At 65.1% G+C, this 16,497-nt stretch carries 15 protein-coding genes; 12 read left to right on the top strand and 3 right to left on the bottom strand.

Annotated features, from left to right (window positions below):
• Together QZ847_RS13075 and QZ847_RS13070 are read right to left on the bottom strand one after the other, a co-directional pair.
• On the bottom strand, positions 1-510 hold a 510-nt coding region (locus QZ847_RS13075; RefSeq protein WP_294357128.1), incomplete at its 3' end, for an alcohol dehydrogenase catalytic domain-containing protein.
• Between the two features lie 165 nt (positions 511-675).
• Complete coding sequence (locus QZ847_RS13070; RefSeq protein WP_294357126.1) at positions 676-1,911, bottom strand: MFS transporter; 1,236 nt, start codon at positions 1,909-1,911, stop codon at positions 676-678.
• A gap of 393 nt (positions 1,912-2,304) precedes the next feature.
• Here QZ847_RS13070 and QZ847_RS13065 point away from each other — a divergent pair, with 393 nt between their 5' ends.
• The 3 genes from QZ847_RS13065 (at position 2,305) to QZ847_RS13055 (ending at position 5,228) form a co-directional block, all read left to right on the top strand.
• Positions 2,305-3,459 carry a sulfotransferase gene (locus QZ847_RS13065; RefSeq protein WP_294357124.1) on the top strand — a complete coding sequence of 385 codons (1,155 nt, stop codon included), beginning with the start codon at positions 2,305-2,307 and terminating at the stop codon, positions 3,457-3,459.
• Between the two features lie 11 nt (positions 3,460-3,470).
• Complete coding sequence (locus tag QZ847_RS13060) at positions 3,471-4,640, top strand: DUF1214 domain-containing protein (RefSeq protein WP_294357122.1); 1,170 nt, start codon at positions 3,471-3,473, stop codon at positions 4,638-4,640.
• 84 nt (positions 4,641-4,724) lie between these two features.
• Positions 4,725-5,228, top strand: coding sequence for a VOC family protein (locus QZ847_RS13055; protein ID WP_294357120.1), 504 nt, complete (start codon positions 4,725-4,727; stop codon positions 5,226-5,228).
• A gap of 35 nt (positions 5,229-5,263) precedes the next feature.
• Here QZ847_RS13055 and QZ847_RS13050 read toward each other — a convergent pair whose 3' ends face one another.
• Positions 5,264-6,169, bottom strand: a complete 906-nt coding sequence (locus QZ847_RS13050) for a hypothetical protein (RefSeq protein WP_294357118.1) — start codon at positions 6,167-6,169, stop codon at positions 5,264-5,266.
• A gap of 78 nt (positions 6,170-6,247) precedes the next feature.
• On the opposite strand from QZ847_RS13050, the gene cysD reads away from it, so the two are divergent.
• The 9 genes from cysD (at position 6,248) to QZ847_RS13005 (ending at position 16,495) form a co-directional block, all read left to right on the top strand.
• Complete coding sequence (cysD, locus tag QZ847_RS13045) at positions 6,248-7,150, top strand: sulfate adenylyltransferase subunit CysD (RefSeq protein ID WP_294357116.1); 903 nt, start codon at positions 6,248-6,250, stop codon at positions 7,148-7,150.
• Positions 7,150-9,069 (top strand): sulfate adenylyltransferase subunit CysN, encoded by a 1,920-nt coding sequence (gene cysN, locus QZ847_RS13040; protein ID WP_294357115.1) that lies wholly within the window; start codon positions 7,150-7,152, stop codon positions 9,067-9,069. Before cysD ends, cysN begins: the two co-directional genes overlap by 1 nt.
• Positions 9,066-9,827: a 3'(2'),5'-bisphosphate nucleotidase CysQ gene (locus QZ847_RS13035; protein WP_294191543.1), complete on the top strand. Its 762-nt coding sequence runs from the start codon at positions 9,066-9,068 to the stop codon at positions 9,825-9,827. The genes cysN and QZ847_RS13035 overlap by 4 nt, the downstream gene beginning before the upstream one ends.
• A 264-nt stretch (positions 9,828-10,091) precedes the next feature.
• Complete coding sequence (locus QZ847_RS13030; RefSeq protein ID WP_294357113.1) at positions 10,092-10,367, top strand: hypothetical protein; 276 nt, start codon at positions 10,092-10,094, stop codon at positions 10,365-10,367.
• Between the two features lie 579 nt (positions 10,368-10,946).
• Entirely contained in the window at positions 10,947-12,086 is a 1,140-nt protein-coding gene (locus tag QZ847_RS13025) for an acyl-CoA dehydrogenase family protein (protein ID WP_294357111.1), read from the top strand.
• A complete protein-coding gene (locus tag QZ847_RS13020; protein ID WP_294357109.1) occupies positions 12,083-13,054 on the top strand; it encodes an acyl-CoA dehydrogenase family protein in 972 nt (323 codons plus the stop codon). The genes QZ847_RS13025 and QZ847_RS13020 overlap by 4 nt, the downstream gene beginning before the upstream one ends.
• Before the next feature lie 14 nt (positions 13,055-13,068).
• On the top strand, positions 13,069-14,247 hold the full coding sequence (locus tag QZ847_RS13015; RefSeq protein WP_294357107.1) for an acetyl-CoA C-acyltransferase: 1,179 nt from the start codon (positions 13,069-13,071) through the stop codon (positions 14,245-14,247).
• The gene (locus tag QZ847_RS13010; RefSeq protein ID WP_294357105.1) at positions 14,244-15,308 is read left to right on the top strand and encodes a phosphotransferase family protein; all 1,065 of its coding nucleotides are present in this window, start codon (positions 14,244-14,246) and stop codon (positions 15,306-15,308) included. Before QZ847_RS13015 ends, QZ847_RS13010 begins: the two co-directional genes overlap by 4 nt.
• A complete protein-coding gene (locus QZ847_RS13005) occupies positions 15,308-16,495 on the top strand; it encodes an acyl-CoA dehydrogenase (RefSeq protein WP_294357103.1) in 1,188 nt (395 codons plus the stop codon). Before QZ847_RS13010 ends, QZ847_RS13005 begins: the two co-directional genes overlap by 1 nt.
• The last annotated feature ends 2 nt before the right edge of the window (positions 16,496-16,497 follow it).

Genomic DNA, 16,497 nt, shown 5'->3' with positions numbered 1-16,497 from the left:
ACCGACCGTACCGCCACCGAGCACCAGCACCCGTGCGTTTGGCTTCAATCGCGCAAGCGACACTCCATGTAATCCGACAGCCAGCGGCTCAACCAACGCGCCATCCAAGAGCGACAGCGCGGACGGTAGTTTGACCGACGCGCGCTCCGCAATGCGCATATATTCGCCGAAACCGCCCATATAATGCGTTGGTGTCGCGCACATCACCTGCATGCCGATCCGGCACATGTCGCAATGCCCGCAACCTGCGGCTGGCATCGCGGTCACGACGTCTCCGATCTTTAGCGAACGAATATCCTGGCCTAGTGCCACGACCTCTCCGCAAAATTCGTGCCCCAGCACCGAACCGCATGGGAAGTCGTAACCGTTGCCGGACGTCATGTTCAGATCGGTGCCGCAAACGCCGCATCGACCGACCTTGATGACGGCTTCTCCCACGCCGGGTTCGGGATCGGGCAGAGACTCGATGGCCCAGGGACGGTCGGCACCTTTGAATACGGCAGCGCGCATGCTGTTGTTCCTCGTTGAAAGCGCACGAAACGGACTGTTCGCTGCCCCGCTGGAATTATCGCAAGCGGCTGCCCGACCAATCCTCTCCGTCGCCTGCATAGCACCGCTGATGACGAACCGTGCATCGCGCCTGCGATGACTGTGCCGACCCGCCCGACCGATGCCTCAGCCATCGGGACGGTCGGGATAACGCCCGAGAAGGAGATAGGCCAAGCCCGACAGCACGAGAGCGCCCGCCGCCACTCCGAGCGCCGGATCGTAGCTGTGAAACGCGTCGAACGACAAGCCGATCAGCGAGGAGCCAACCGCCACGCCCACCGCGATCGAGAAGACGACAAGACCGAAGAGGCCGCCGAAATTGCGCATGCCGAAGTAGCGCGCAACGACGAAGCCGACGATGTCGAATCCCGCCCCTTGTCCCAGCCCGAGCAAGAACGGCCCTGCCGCCGCATAGCGTGGGTTCCCGCCGTGCCATAGCAGCAGCGCGGCACCCGATGCCGCGGCCAGCATCATCGCCAGCGCGACCCCCGGCGCCCAGAGCCGATCGAGGAGCAGGCCTGTTACGAGCGCTCCGGCGAAGCTGGAGGCACCGATCAACCCCATCATCGCCGCCGCCGACGCCGGTGCGATGCCCTTCGAGATGAGCAGCGGCTGAAGCTGCGAGACGATCGCGATCAAGGCGGCATAAGCGAGGGCGGCCGCGAGCGCGACGATGACGATGCGGCGGTCTGACAACAGACTTGCCCAAGGTCGCCGGCCGCTTTCGCGAAACGTCCGAGGTTCGAGCGCTTTCGGGGCCGAACGCCCGAGCCACCGCCAGACCGCCGGCAACGCGAGCAGAAGAATCAACGCCGCCATCAGTGCGTAACCCGCACGCCACCCATATGCGTCGATGGCGGCATAAAGGGCGGAAGGCAGCGCTATGCCCGCCAGCGCCTGACCCGTCCGGCCGGCCGCCAATGAGAAGCCGAGCGATTTTGGAAAGACGAGGCCCATGACTTGAGAGAAGCCGAGCCCCGACGTCGCAACGCCGACAACGGTTGCCGCGGTCCAGAGCGTATAGAAGAGCGCTAGTCGCCCCGGCATCGCCGCCAGCGCCAGATAAGCAGTCGCCAATCCTGCCAGTCCGCAAAGAATGAAAGGCCGTGCGCCCATGCGATCGATCAGCCGGCCGGCGAAGGGCGACGCGATGGCAGACAGTAGCGCTGCGTTCTGCGCCAGGCCGATCTGCCCCGGCGTCCAGCCAAAAGCCTCGCCCAACGGCCGGACGAACAGGCTGAACACCGTCGGCATGGCCGCCGCGCCCAATCCCATACCGAGCATCGTCGCGACGCCGGTGCTCCACCCCTCGCGCCATTCGGATGCGATGATCGCGCGCTGCAACTGACGCTCGTTCAACACGACCGCGCCTTCATTTGATCCGGAAGGACGGGTCGCTTCGTTCCGCCCCTAATCTCAGTGAACGAGCAAGAGCGTGATCGCGGGGGTAGCAACACCGCAATCAAGACCAATACATCGGACATCAGCATGCGCAATTTTTCCCGCCTGTTCGCGGAGCGCCTTTAAAGCGAGTTCTTACTCACGGATCATGCCGACGAATTGTCTATCGCAACCGTGATGCATGGGACGCATTTACGAAAACGATCGTGCGTGCCCGCCATCAGACATATCGTCAGAACGATCAACCGGTCTCCACAGTTGTAAACAGACAGGCTTTGCGGTCCGGTCGGCCGCGCAAAAAGAATAACATCGTGCGAGCCTGGCGCTCGCGCGCCGCCCGAATGGAGAGCTTCGATGACCGACCACGCTTTCGCTACCGCACACGACAGGTTGCGAGAGGAGGCGATCCGTCGCGCCGGCTACGACGACTTCGGGGCGGATGATTATCGCGAAGGATATGACCGTCTGCTCGGAGAGCTGGACGGAATCGGCCTCTCGGATGCCGGTGCGTCGGCGATGCGCGAACAGATCGTCGATTATCTGACCGGCCGCCTGCGTTCGGTCGCGGGGTTCAAGCAACAGCGCGAAGCGATGGCGCGGCCGATTGTCCGCCCGCTTATCATTACCGGGATCGTTCGGTCGGGCACGACCGCACTGCACAAGCTGCTGTCGATGGACCCGCAATTCCAGGGAACCGAACACTGGATCACCTTCGCGCCCCAGCCGCGCCCAGCGCGACCGGATTGGCCCGGCAATCCCGATTTCGAGCGTGCCAGTGCAAAGCTTGCCGCGATGGCAGCCGTTTCGCCCGAAATGATCGAGGATCACGGCATGGCCGTCGATACGGTCGAGGAATCGCTGCACATGTTGCCGCAGAGCTTCTGTTCGAACATGTTCCCGTCGCAGACAAGCATTCCGGAGTATGACGCTTGGTACAAGGCGACGGACGACACGTTCAGCTATCGCCATTTCGCCAATAACCTCCGTTTGATCGGGGCGAACGATCCAGACCGCACCTGGCTGCTGAAGAACCCGACGGACACCTTTTCTCTCCAGCAGGTGCTCAACGTTTTCCCGGACGCGATGATCGTCCAAACCCATCGCGATCCGCTTCAAGCGGTACCGTCGATCGTAAACCTGCTGGCGGGCGCTCATCGCTTCTATGTCGGAGAGCACGCCGACATGGCCAAGGTGTTCGCGCGCGAGCAGGAAATGTGGGCGTTGGCGGTCGAACGCGCAGATGCGGTCAAGGCGACGGTGCCCGGCCGCGCCATCGATATCGACTTTGGGCAGTTCGTGCGCGACCAGATGAGCGTCGTGCACAAGATCTACGACCATTTTGACCTGACGCTCGGCGCCGCGGCTGAAACAGCGATGCGCGACTGGCTTGCCGCCAATCCGCGTAGATCGACGACGATGCAGCGCTTCACGCCCGAGGACTGGGGCGGGAGCACGGGCAGCCTGGTGGAGCGCTACGCTGCGTACCGTGAACGCTACGGTTTTGCGTAAGGAGGCGGACGATGACGGTTCTTCCATGGCGTGATCGGCTCAAGCAGATCGAACACGCTGGCGAACTCTGGGCGCGCACATGGGCCCCCGACGACGAGCAGGTTCAGGCGGAACTACACCGGCAGATCATGATGAACCTGTCGCTGGGCTATTTCCTGTATTTCCAGTCCAGCCCCGAACATCCCGATTTTGCGCCCTTCCTGAATTCGGTCTACCTCCTTCAGCCGAACCCCGACGACGCCTATGTCGTTGCGCACATCAGCGGCGACGGGGTCTACCGCATCTCAGGCGATCGTGGCTCCGTTCACCTGCTGACCATCACCATCGGCAAGAACATGATGGGCATGGTCGAAGAACTGGGCCAGCAGCATCTCGAGGTCGATGTCGACGATCTGGCGCCGGGCTCAGATGGCAAGGTCGACATCATTCTCTCGGTCGAAAAGCCGGAAGGTCACAAGGGCGCGTGGCTGCAGATTCGACCCGATTCAGAATATGTGCTCATCCGCCAGCGGAGCTATGACTGGGGTAACGAAGCCGATGCCCGCCTGTCGATCGAGCGGCTCGATAACGACCCGATCAAGAGGCGGATGCCGACGGAAGAAATCGAACAGCGCCTCGACGGGATGATGGCATTCGCAGAGCGGCTCAGCCGATTTTGGCTGAACTTCGTTAATGGCATCAAGGAGCGACATGCGCCCAATACCGTCCATGTCGCGCCGTTTCAGGAAATGGGCGGCGTGAAGGCGCAGGTTTACTGGGAGGCGATCTTTGAGATCGAGCCGGACGAGGCGCTGATCGTCGAAACGGAAGTTCCACGCCAGGTACGCTACTGGAATGTGCAGCTCAACGACGAGATCTGGAACACGATCGAATATGTGAATGCGCAATCAAGCCTGAATGGGCATCAGGCGCATCTCGACGCTGACGGACGGTTCCGCGCCGTCGTCGCCTCACAGGATCCGGGTGTGCCGAACTGGCTGGATACGCTTGGCCATGCGACCGGTACCTTGGTGGGCCGATGGTATCGATCGAGTGATGCACCGACACCCGTCCTGCGGCGCGTCAAGCTGTCCGAAGTCCGCGATCACCTACCTCCCGACACGCCCGACGTCTCGTCGGAGGAGCGGGCAGACGCGATCCGCGCCCGCAGTCGCGGTGCCCAGCAACGCCGCCGCTGGTAGGGGGCGCCGATCGCAACAAAATCGAAATCGGGCGGCGGCGGCCAACGACCTGTCGCCGCCAGCTTGCTCAGGAAAGGACGCCAGATGTCTTACCCGCTGTTCCAGAACGTCTTTCAGCTTGCCTATGTCACCAACGACATCGATCGCGCGGCGGAAATGTTCACGTCGCGTTACGGCGTCGGCGGATTCCACATCATGCGCGACACCCCCGATGCCGATGGCAAGATCCATGTCGCGCTCGGCTATGCCGGACAGACTAACATCGAGCTGATCCAGCCGGGTGAGAACGGACGCGCGCTGTATGCGGACTGGATCGCCGATGCGACGTCGTTCGTATGCCGCTTCCATCACGTCGGTCTGCTGATCGACGAAGCCGCGGACTGGGATGCGATGCGGCAGAGAGTGGTCGAGAACGACAGCGCAATCGTCATGGAGGGAGAGGTGCCGGATTTCGCCGCCTATCTCTACGCCGACACCGTCGCGGAACTCGGTCACTACCTCGAATATGTCCGGCTTGGCGCGCATGGCCAGGCGATGTTCGCCGGCGTGCCCGGATTTCCGGGATTTCCATCCGCCGTGAAGGGTTAGGCGGCGCTCATCGGCCGGTCCCGGTCGGAATGTCGTCAGGCCAGCGCCGCCACGCTGGTCCAGACGAGGCGCACGAGTTCGGCCTGACCACGCGCCCCGGTCGCCGCATATAATCGCTTCGAATAGTGGCGGGCGGTCTGCTCGGTGAGGTTTAGCCTTGCGGCGGCCTCGACGATCGACGCGCCTTCTGCCAGCGCGATCGCCATCCGCGACTCCGCCCCCGTCAGCCCGTACGCAGCGGCGAAGGCAGCGGCCCGGTCGATCGGTTGGACGGGCTTGCGGAACAACGCCAGTGCCGTGCCGCGATCGCCGGCGGCAAACGGTAGCGCGATTGCCTCGCCTGCGACGGCCACACGTGCCCCGCCTTTCACACCGTTGACAAGCGCGGCTCGCTGCCGGGGTGACACGTCGAGGCTTCGGCCAGCGCCGGCCTCTCCATAGTCGTCGAGCACCGCCCACCCCACGCCCGCCCTGTCCAGCGCCTCATTTGCTGCGGCAAGTTCGACCTGACTGTCGTGCAGGCGCGCGATGTTCGTCACGGCGGTTGCCGCATGGGACGACAAGGCTGACAGCAACGCTGCGTCAGAGGCCTCGAAACAGCCTGACGTTACGCTCCGGATTCCTATCCAGACGTCGCTTCGGTGGCTGGATGCCCGAATGATCCGACCGTATCCTTCGTCGCCGAGTTCCTCGAGATCATACACACGCCCGGAGCGCAAAGATTGGAGCAGCCCGCGCGGCAAAGGGGTAAGCGCGGCGGCGTTCGAAGTGCGGGAAGCATACGTGTCCCAGCTTCCGATGCTGCTGCAGGTGAGCAGAACGGCTTCGCTGGCACGTGTGCGACGACGAAGCCGCTCGAGAAACGCCGCAAAGGGCTGGAGATTGTCGAGCGTATAAAGGGCGCTCAGCAATTCGTCCTGATCGATGCGTGACAAAGCCATCGCAGCGGGCCTTCCCATATGGGAGGTGTGCGCGCAAGCTCGTGGGGGGAAGCTGCGTGCATTGCCAGGGAGCTCCCGATGACCCACCTCAACCATCTCCAGCGGCTCGAGGCCGAGAGTATCCATATCCTGCGAGAAGTCGTCGCCGAGTGCGAGAAGCCGGTGATGCTCTATTCGGTGGGCAAGGACTCGGCGGTGATGGTGCACCTGGCGCGCAAGGCCTTCTACCCTGCACCGCCACCCTTTCCGCTGCTGCATGTCGACACGACGTGGAAATTCCGTGCGATGTACGAGCTCCGCGACCGTATCGCGCGCGAAACCGGGATGGAACTGCTTGTTCACCAGAACCCGGAGGCCAAGGCGCGCGGGATCAATCCCTTCGACCATGGCCCGCTCCACACCGACATGTGGAAGACCGAGGGGTTGAAGCAGGCGCTGGACCTGTACGGCTTCGACGCAGCGTTCGGTGGCGCGCGCCGCGACGAGGAGAAGAGCCGCGCGAAGGAGCGCGTTTTCAGCTTCCGCTCGGCCAACCACCGCTGGGATCCGAAAAACCAGCGGCCCGAGCTCTGGAACCTCTACAACACGCGCAAGTCCAAGGGGGAATCGATCCGCGTCTTCCCAATCTCGAACTGGACCGAGCTTGACGTGTGGCAGTACATCCAGCTCGAGGATATTCCGATCGTCCCGCTTTATTTCGCGGCGCCCCGCCCCGTGGTCGAGCGCGACGGGATGCTGTTGATGATCGACGACGACCGCTTCCGCCTCGACCCCGGTGAGGTGCCGGTGGAACGCTCGATCCGCTTCCGCACGCTCGGCTGCTATCCGCTGACCGGCGCCGTCGAGAGCGAGGCGGCAACGCTCAGCGAAGTGATTCAGGAAATGCTGCTGACGACGACCAGCGAGCGGCAAGGCCGCGCGATCGACAAGGATGCGGGCTCGGCAAGCATGGAGAAGAAGAAGCAGGAGGGATATTTCTGATGGCCACGGTTCACGCTGCCGATGCCGGTGCCTATCAGGTCGATCGCCTGATCGCCGAAGACATCGATGCCTATCTCGAGCTTCATCGCAACAAGAGCCTGCTGCGCTTCATCACCTGCGGCTCGGTCGACGACGGCAAATCGACGCTGATCGGGCGCCTGCTCTATGATTCCAAGATGATCTTCGAGGATCAGCTCGCCGCGCTGGAGAGCGATTCGAAGCGGGTGGGTACGCAAGGGCAGGAGATCGATTTCGCGCTGCTGGTCGACGGCCTCGCCGCCGAGCGCGAGCAGGGTATCACGATCGACGTCGCCTACCGTTTCTTCGCAACGGAGAAGCGCAAATTCATCGTCGCCGATACGCCTGGGCACGAACAATACACCCGCAACATGGTGACCGGCGCGTCGACCGCCGACCTAGCCGTCATCCTGATCGACGCTCGCAAGGGCGTGCTGACGCAAACGCGGCGGCACAGCTATCTCGCGCACCTGGTCGGTATCCGCCACCTCGTGCTGGCGGTAAACAAGATGGATCTCGTCGGCTACGACCGGCAGAAGTTTGATGACATCGTCGCGGATTATCGCGCGTTCGCCGAAAGTATCGGCATCACCGATTTCACGCCGATGCCGATTTCTGGCTTCAGGGGCGACAACATCACCGCCCCCTCCCCCAACACGCCCTGGTACGAGGGGCCGTCGCTGGTCGAGCATCTGGAAAGCGTCGAGATCGATGCCGAGCGCGATCGCGCAAGGCCGTTCCGCCTGCCCGTTCAGTGGGTCAATCGCCCTGACCTCGACTTTCGCGGGTTCGCCGGGCTGATCGCCGGCGGCGAGGTGCGCCCCGGCGACAAAATCCGCGTGCTGCCCTCGGGAAAGACGAGCAGCGTCCAGCGCATCGTCAGCTTCGGCGGTGACATCGATGTGGCGGTCGCGGGCCAGTCAGTGACGCTGACGCTCACCGACGAGATCGACTGCTCGCGCGGCGATGTGATCGCAGCCGCCGACGCGCCCCCGCAGGCCGCCGACCAGTTTGAGGCGACCTTCGTCTGGATGGCGGACGAGGCGATGCTGCCGGGCCGCAGCTACTGGCTGAAGCTTGCGACGCAAACCGTGAGTGCGACAGTACAGGCGCCTAAATACCAGATCGCCGTCAACACGATGGAGAAGCTGGCGGCCAAGACGTTCGACTTGAACTCGATCGGCGTCGCCAATCTTTCGACCGACAAGCCAATCGTGTTCGAGGCTTACGGCGACAACCGCACGCTCGGCGGGTTCGTGCTGATCGACAAGCTGACCAACGCGACGGTCGCGGCGGGAATGCTGCACTTCAGCCTGCGCCGGTCGCAGAACGTCCACTGGCAGCCCGTCGACCTCGACCGCGAGCATCACGCCGCGCTCAAGAACCAGAAGGCCGCGGTCCTCTGGTTCACCGGGCTGTCGGGCGCGGGCAAGTCGACGATCGCCAATCTCGTCGAGAAGAAGCTGGCGCGGATGAACCGGCACACTTTCCTGCTCGACGGCGACAATGTCCGCCATGGCCTCAACAAGGACCTGGGTTTCACTGATGCCGACCGGGTGGAGAATATCCGCCGGGTGGGCGAAGTAGCCAAGCTGATGACCGATGCCGGCCTGATCGTCATCACCGCCTTCATCTCGCCCTTCCGCGCCGAGCGCGAGATGGTGCGCCGGATGATGGCGCCCGGCGAGTTCATCGAGGTGCATATCGACACGCCGCTGGCCGAGGCGGAGGCGCGCGACGTGAAAGGCCTTTATGCCAAGGCGCGCGCGGGCCAGCTCGCCAACTTCACCGGCATCGACAGCCCCTATGAGGCCCCCGACGATCCGGAGATCCGCATCGACACGACCGGCATGACCGCCGAGGAGGCCGCCGACGCGATCGTCGCGAGGCTGATCCCATGAGCGCGATGAACGACGCCGACCTTGCGGCGCATCTGGCCGAGACCGCCGGGCGCATCCTGCGCGACGTGCGGGCGAGCGGGATTTTCTCGCCCAAGGCGCTTGGCAAGGCGGGAGACCAGACCGCCAATGCCTTCCTCGTCCACGCGTTGCGCGAGGCGCGTCCTGACGACGGCCTTCTGTCCGAAGAAGCGAAGTGTGACGGCACGCGTCTGACCAGATCGCGCGTCTGGATCATCGATCCCGTCGACGGCACCCGCGAATATGGCGAGGCGCGTGCCGACTGGGCAGTGCATGTCGGCCTTGCCATCGACGGCGAGCCGGTGGTCGGCGCAGTGGCGCTGCCCGATGCGGGCGTGGTCCTTCGCTCTGACCGGGCCGAGCCGCTACAACCGCCAGCCGATCCCCTGCGCATGGTCGTCAGCCGCACCCGCCCCGCTCCTGAGGCCATCGCCGTCGCCGAGCGTCTGGGCGCCGAACTCATTCCGATGGGCTCGGCGGGGGCAAAGGCGATGGCGGTGGTTCGCGGCGAGGCCGACATCTACCTCCACACCGGCGGCCAGTATGAATGGGACTCGATGGCACCCGTCGCCGTCGCCCTTGCCCACGGCCTCCATTGCTCGCGGATCGACGGCACGCCGCTGCGCTACAATCGCGAAGACGTGTACCTGCCCGACCTGCTCATCTGCCCCAAGGCGCTAGCCGGACAGGTTCTTGCGACACTACGGGAGACTCAGAAAACGTCTGAGGCCGCAAACTGACACGATCGGCGGACGCGCATCGCACCCGCCGATCGTGCACCGATCAGGACGGCACTTCCACAACCATGGCGAGGCCCGCCGCCGATGCTTATCAAAGCAGGGCAGCAGCAGCGGCCGCCGCTGCGCCATAGTTCGTAAAGCCACTTCATTAGGTTTGTTGCTGGGGCGCACCGATCGACTGACCTAGCGAGATCGCCGACCCGTTGACCTTCGTACGTGCCCGATCGAACCTCAGACGATCAGCGACGGCACAAGCGCTGTGCCGTGAAGGCCTCGTTCGGTTCGACATCTCGATCTGCCCAAAGCAAAGCCCGCGCGAGCGAGCCCCATCGCCACCGCTTCGACTGGGCCAAGCCCTTCAACGACGGCTCTACCGCGGCGAGATCCCATCTTACCATCCACGTGGTCGGCCGCTTGCCCGTAGGTGCGGTGCTGGCGGGAGAGGCGAAAACCAGCGCTGCCGCGCCGTTATGGATCCCGGCCATAACCGTGCCGCCCAGCGCAAGGGCCGGCTTCAATGCCGCCGTTTCCTTGATGTGAGTATCGTGGCTTACGCGGTCGCTATCTTCGGCCCGCGCGACATTATCAGCGGCGATGCACGTGTGGTAGATTTATACGGGATCGCTCAGCGTCTGCGTCAATGCGTCCAGCATGACCGCGTCACGCAGGCGCTGGCCGAAGCGCATTATCGTGACAAAGTGCGGCGCGCGTCTCACGCTCTCCGCCCCGCCCAGCCGATTGACGGTCAGCGCAGCAGCACAACTTGCACTCCCCCGTTTCAACGCAGGACACATAGGCGTCGGCGAGGGTAAGGGAGCATCACCGGCTCGGCATGCGCCGGGGGGACGCCGGCGCGGGCCGCTCCTTGCAAAACACCAGCGCGCCAAGTTCTGCGATCTGCACGACCTTCGATACACCGCCGAACACTGCAATCTCGGTTGGTACGCTGGATAGTATCAGGATACTGCGGCGCGGCAGCAAACAAGCATCGCAGCCGTCACGAACGCGATGTCGGCACGTCAGCGCACGCTGTTATCGTGTCCGTGATGATCGATCCGGTCCTGTTGGTTGCGGTGCAATAGTGCCGCAAGGCCCCGTCGTCTCTTCAGGGGAGTCGCTTTGCAGACTTTCGTTCCCGAATCGATCGAATGGCCCGAAAGTGCAGCAGCGCTCCGTGCCGAGGTCCGTGCTCTGGTGGCGGCACATGTCGATGGCAGCGATCCGCGTCGCCTTGCCAACAGCTGGGCGGTGCCCGATCCTGAATTCAGTCGCACGCTAGGCGCCGCCGGACTGATCGGCATGACCTGGCCGCGAGCTTATGGCGGGCACGAACGCTCTTCAATCGAACGTTATGTCGTGCTGGAAGAGTTGCTGGCGGCCGGCGCGCCGGTCGGAGCGCATTGGATCGCCGATCGTCAGACCGGCGCACTGCTCATCCGCTATGGCACCGAAGAAGCGCGGGAGCGCTGGGTACCCGGCATGTCCCGCGGCGAAATATACGCCTGTATCGGCCTGTCGGAGCCCAACGCGGGATCCGATCTCGCCTCGGTCCGTGCGACCGCACGGCGCGACGGCGACGACTGGATCCTCGACGGGCAGAAGGTGTGGACCACCAACGCTCACCACGCGCATGTCATGATCGCCTTGATGCGGACCGAGGAGGGATCGGAACGCAACGCCGGCCTCAGTCAATTCCTCGTGCCGATGGACGCGCCAGGCGTCTCGATCCGGCCGATCATCGACCTAACCGGCGGGCACGACTTCAACGAGGTATTCTTCGACGGCGTCCGCCTTCCCGCCAGCGCGCTGGTCGGGGTCGAGGGTGACGGCTGGCGGCAGGTGACGGCCGAACTGTCGCTCGAGCGCTCGGGGCCGGAGCGTTATCTGTCCTCGACTACGCTGCTGACCGCGCTGATCCGCCGTGCCGGCGCGCATCCAGATGCGGCGGTCCGCGCACTCATCGGGCGGCTCGCGGCTGAGACATGGACGCTTCGCCTGATGTCGGCGTCCATCGCGGTCAAGATCGCCCGCGGCGAGGATCCGGCGCTCGAGGCGACGATGGTCAAGGACCTTGGCAACAGCTTCGAACAGGCCGTTCCCGAACTGATCCAGGCCGCGATCGAGGTCGATCCCGCCGGCCCCGATCCGCTCGGTCTGATGCTGGGGCATCTGCTTCAGCTGTCGCCCTCCTTCTCGTTGCGTGGCGGGACGAGAGAAATCCTGAAGGGTATCATAGCGCGCGGACTGGGACTTCGATGAACGAACAGCAGCAGATGATTGCCGAGATGGCGGATAACCTGTTCGCCGATCTGAGCGCGCGAGAGATGTCCGGGGCGTCGTGGGACGCGGTCGAAGCGGTGGGACTGCCATCGCTGATGGTCGACGCCGGCCGGGGGGGATTTGGCGGTAGCTGGTCTGACGCGGTAATCGTCTTTCGCCTGGCGGGCTACCGCGCCCTCGCCCTGCCGGTTGTCGAGGCAACGATCGCGGCAGCGTTGGCGGATGGGGCATTCGACGGACGCGGCACGATCGCGCCCGCGGTCGAAGGGACGCTGGCGGGAGATCGCTTCGACGGCTCAATTACCGGCGTGGCCTGGGCGGAGGGCGCAGCTTATGTCGTCGCCCCGGCACCGGGGGGCGGATCGATGATCCTCGACATGGCGCAGGCCTCAATCGGGTCGGCCGCCAACATCGCGGGCGAACCGCGCGCGAACTTGGCTTTCGAGGGTGCAACGGCCAAGCGCCTTCCCGCCGACATATTCGCGCTCGGCGCGCTTGCCCGCGCGGCGCAGATCGCCGGTGCGCTCGATGCCAGCCTTGCGATGTCGGTCGCTTATGTGAACGAGCGCAAGCAGTTCGGGCGCCCCCTCGCCAAGTTCCAGGCGGTCCAGCAAAGCCTCGCGACCTTTGCGTGCGAGGCCGCGGCCGCGAATTGTGCCGCACTTGGTGCCGCGCAGGCGCAAGGGCGCGGCGACGGCGACTATGCGATCGCCGCGGCCAAGCTGCGCGCCAACCGGGCGGTCGGCGTGGGCACCGCGCTTGCCCATCAGGTTCACGGCGCGATCGGTTTCACGCACGAATACTCGCTGCATCCGCTGACCCGTCGGCTCTGGGCCTGGCGATCCGAATTCGGCGGTGACAGCCACTGGTCGGGCGTACTGGGCGATCGGATCTGCGCGCGCGGTGCCGACCGATTCTGGGCGGACCTGACCGCCGTTACCGACTGACGAGGAAGATACCGATGCGCGATGCCGTCATCGTCGCCACCGCCCGCACGCCGATCGGTCGTGCCGGGCGCGGGGCGCTCAACAATCTCGACGGGGCCGAGCTTGGCGGTATCGTCGTCGCCGAGGCGGCGCGCCGCGCCGGCCTGTCGGGTGAGGAGATCGACGACGTACTCCTGGGCGCAGCGCGCCTGGAGGGGCCGCAGAGCGGCAATATCGGCCGCACCAGCGCATTGCGCGCGGGGCTGCCAGTGTCCGTGCCCGGTGTGTCGCTGGATCGGAAATGCGCCTCGGGCCTCAACACGATCGCGATCGCCGCACAGAGCGTGATGGCGGGCCTGGGCGACATCTATATCGCCGGCGGTCTCGACAGTTGCTCGCTGGCCTTGCCGAACACGCGCAGCGACCGGGCGATCAACCCATGGCTCAAGACGAACGTCGCAGGCGCCTATGATTCGATGATCCAGACCGCCGAAACTGTCGCCCGCCGCTACGGCATCGATCGCGACGCGCAGGACCGCTATTCGCTCGAAAGTCAGCAGCGCACCGCGGCGGGACAAGCAACCGGCCGCTTCGATGCCGAGATCGTGCCCGTGACGGCCGTTAAGCTTTTGAAGGACAAGGCGGGCGAGGTAACGGGCGAGGAAACCGTGACGCTCGACCGGGATGAGGGCAACCGGTCGGATACGACCTACGAAGGTCTCGCCGCGCTGAAGCCCGTGGTCGAGGGCGGCTGCATCACCGCGGGCAATGCTAGCCAATTGTCGGACGGCGCCAGCGTCTGCGTGGTCATGAGCGCGGATGAGGCGAAGCGTCGGTCGCTCGCCCCGCTCGGAATCTTCCGCGGCTTCGCGGTCGCCGGCTGCGAGCCCGACGAGATGGGGATCGGTCCCGTCTTCGCGGTGCCGCGCCTGCTCGAACGCGCCGGGCTCCGAATCGAAGACATCGGCCTGTGGGAGCTGAACGAGGCGTTCGCTGTACAGGTCCTATACTGCCGCGACACGCTCGGCATCGACCCGGCGCGCCTGAACGTCGACGGCGGCGCGATCGCGATCGGCCATCCGTTCGGCATGTCGGGATCGCGGATGACCGGCCATGCCCTGATCGAGGCGAAGCGGCGCGGCGAGAAATACGCCGTCGTCACCATGTGCGCGGCGGGCGGCATCGGCGCGGCCGGCCTGTTTGAGATCGTATGAGCATCGACCACCAACAGGCGTTCGGCGGCACCGGTGCGATCCGCGCGGGTCACGGCTTCGACGTCGAGGCGCTCGATGCGTGGCTGACCGCCAACCTGCCCGGCTATGCCGGCCCGCCGACGGTGACCCAGTTCAACGGCGGCCAGTCGAACCCGACCTATCGCCTCGACACGCCTGGGCGCCGCTATGTCCTGCGCCGAAAGCCGCCTGGGCCGATCCTGCCGGGTGCGCACGCCGTCGAGCGAGAGTACCGGGTGATCGCGGCGCTTTCCGATGCGGACTTTCCCGTCGCCCGACCGCTCGCGCTCTGCGAGGATGCGGGCGTGATCGGCACGCCCTTCTACGTCATGGCGTTCGTGCCGGGCCGCATCTTCTGGAACTCGACGATGCCGGGCCTCGATCCGGCCGACCGCGCCGCGCATTTCGACGCGATGAACGCGACGATCGCCAGGCTCCACACGCTGGATGTCGATGCGCTCGGCCTGTCGAGCTATGGCAAGCCCGGCAATTACTTCGAGCGGCAGCTGGCTCGCTGGTCGCGCCAGTATCGCGAGGACGTCGATGCCGGGCGCAACGAGCATCTTGACAGGCTCATCGACTGGCTGGGCGCGAATATACCGCCGGGTGACGAGACGACGCTGGTCCATGGCGACTTGCGCGGCGACAACTTCATGTTCGACGATGCCGGGCCGCGCGTCCTCGCGGTGCTCGACTGGGAGTTGTCGACGCTGGGCCATCCGCTCGGCGACTTCACCTATCACCTGATGATGTACCGCCTTCCGCCCGACGTGCTCGGCGGTTTTGCAGGGGCCGACCTCGCCACTCTGGGCATCCCGGAGGAAGCCGACTATGTCGCCGCTTATTGCCGGCGGACGGGGCGCGGGGGCATCGACGCGCTCGACTTCTACCTTGCCTTCAACATGTTCCGCTTCGCCGCGATCCTGCACGGCGTGAAAGGACGGCTGATCCGCGGCAATGCCGCCTCGGCGACGGCACAATCGCTGGTCGACACGCTGCCCAAACTGGCGCGGATCGGCTGGGAACAGACGGGAACCCGCTGATGTCCACCTATGAAAGTCCAGCGGTCACGCCGCGCGCCGCCGAGATCGGCGACCGGGTCGAACGCTTCGTCCGCGATGTCGTCGCCCCGTTCGAGCGCGATCCGCGTCGCGACGCCCATGGCCCGACCGACGCGCTCGTCAACGAGCTGCGCGGGCTGGCACGCCAGGCCGGGGTGCTGACGCCGCACATCCTGCCCGGCGGCGGGCACCTGACCCAGCGCGAAACGGCGTACGTGCTGCGCAAGTCGGGCCTGTCTCCGCTCGGCCCCCTCGCCTGCAACACCATGGCCCCCGACGAGGGCAACATGTTCCTGTTGGGGAAGGTCGCGACCGAGGCGCAGAAGGCGCGCTTCCTTGTCCCCCTGATCGCCGGCGATGCGCGCTCGGCCTTCCTGATGACCGAACCAGCGGTCGACGGCGGCGCGGGTTCGGATCCGTCGATGATGAAGACCACGGCCACGCCAGCGGGCAACGGCTGGACGATCAACGGGCGAAAGGCGTTCATCACCGGCTATGCCGGCGCGAAGGTCGGCATCGTCATGGCGCGAACCTCGTCCGAGGGAGAGCCCGTGCGCGCGACGATGTTCCTGATCGACCTGCCCCACCCGGCGATCACGATCGAGCGCGTGCTCGACACCATCGACAGCTCGATGCCCGGTGGTCATTCGGTACTGTCGATCAACGATCTGCACGTTGACGGCGATGCCGTGCTCGGCGCGCCGGACGAAGGATTGCGCTACGCCCAGATCCGCCTCAGCCCCGCGAGGCTGTCGCATTGCATGCGCTGGCTGGGCGCGGCGACGCGCGCGAACGAGCTTGCGACCGCCTATGCCCTGAAACGACAGGCCTTCGGCAAGCCGCTGATCGATCACGAGGGTGTCGGCTTCATGCTCGCCGACAATCTCATCGACCTGAAACAGGCCGAGCTGATGACCGACTGGGCGGCAGGCATCCTCGATACCGGCGATCTCGGCACCGCGCAGAGTTCGATCGCCAAGGTCGCCGTGTCGGAAGCGCTAATGCGCGTGGCCGATCGCTGCGTGCAGGTGATGGGCGGGACCGGCGTGACCGGCGACACCATCGTCGAACAGGTGTTCCGCGAAATCCGCGCCTTCCGCATCTACGACGGACCGAGCGAGGTCCATCGCTGGAGCCTGGCCAAGAAAATCAAGCGCGACACACGATGATG

It is taken from the genome of uncultured Sphingomonas sp., from assembly GCF_913778135.1.
In the GTDB taxonomy this organism is placed as follows: Bacteria; Pseudomonadota; Alphaproteobacteria; order Sphingomonadales; family Sphingomonadaceae; genus Sphingomonas.
Note: the sequence above shows the minus strand (reverse complement) of the source record. Positions and strands in the feature narration are given on the sequence as shown.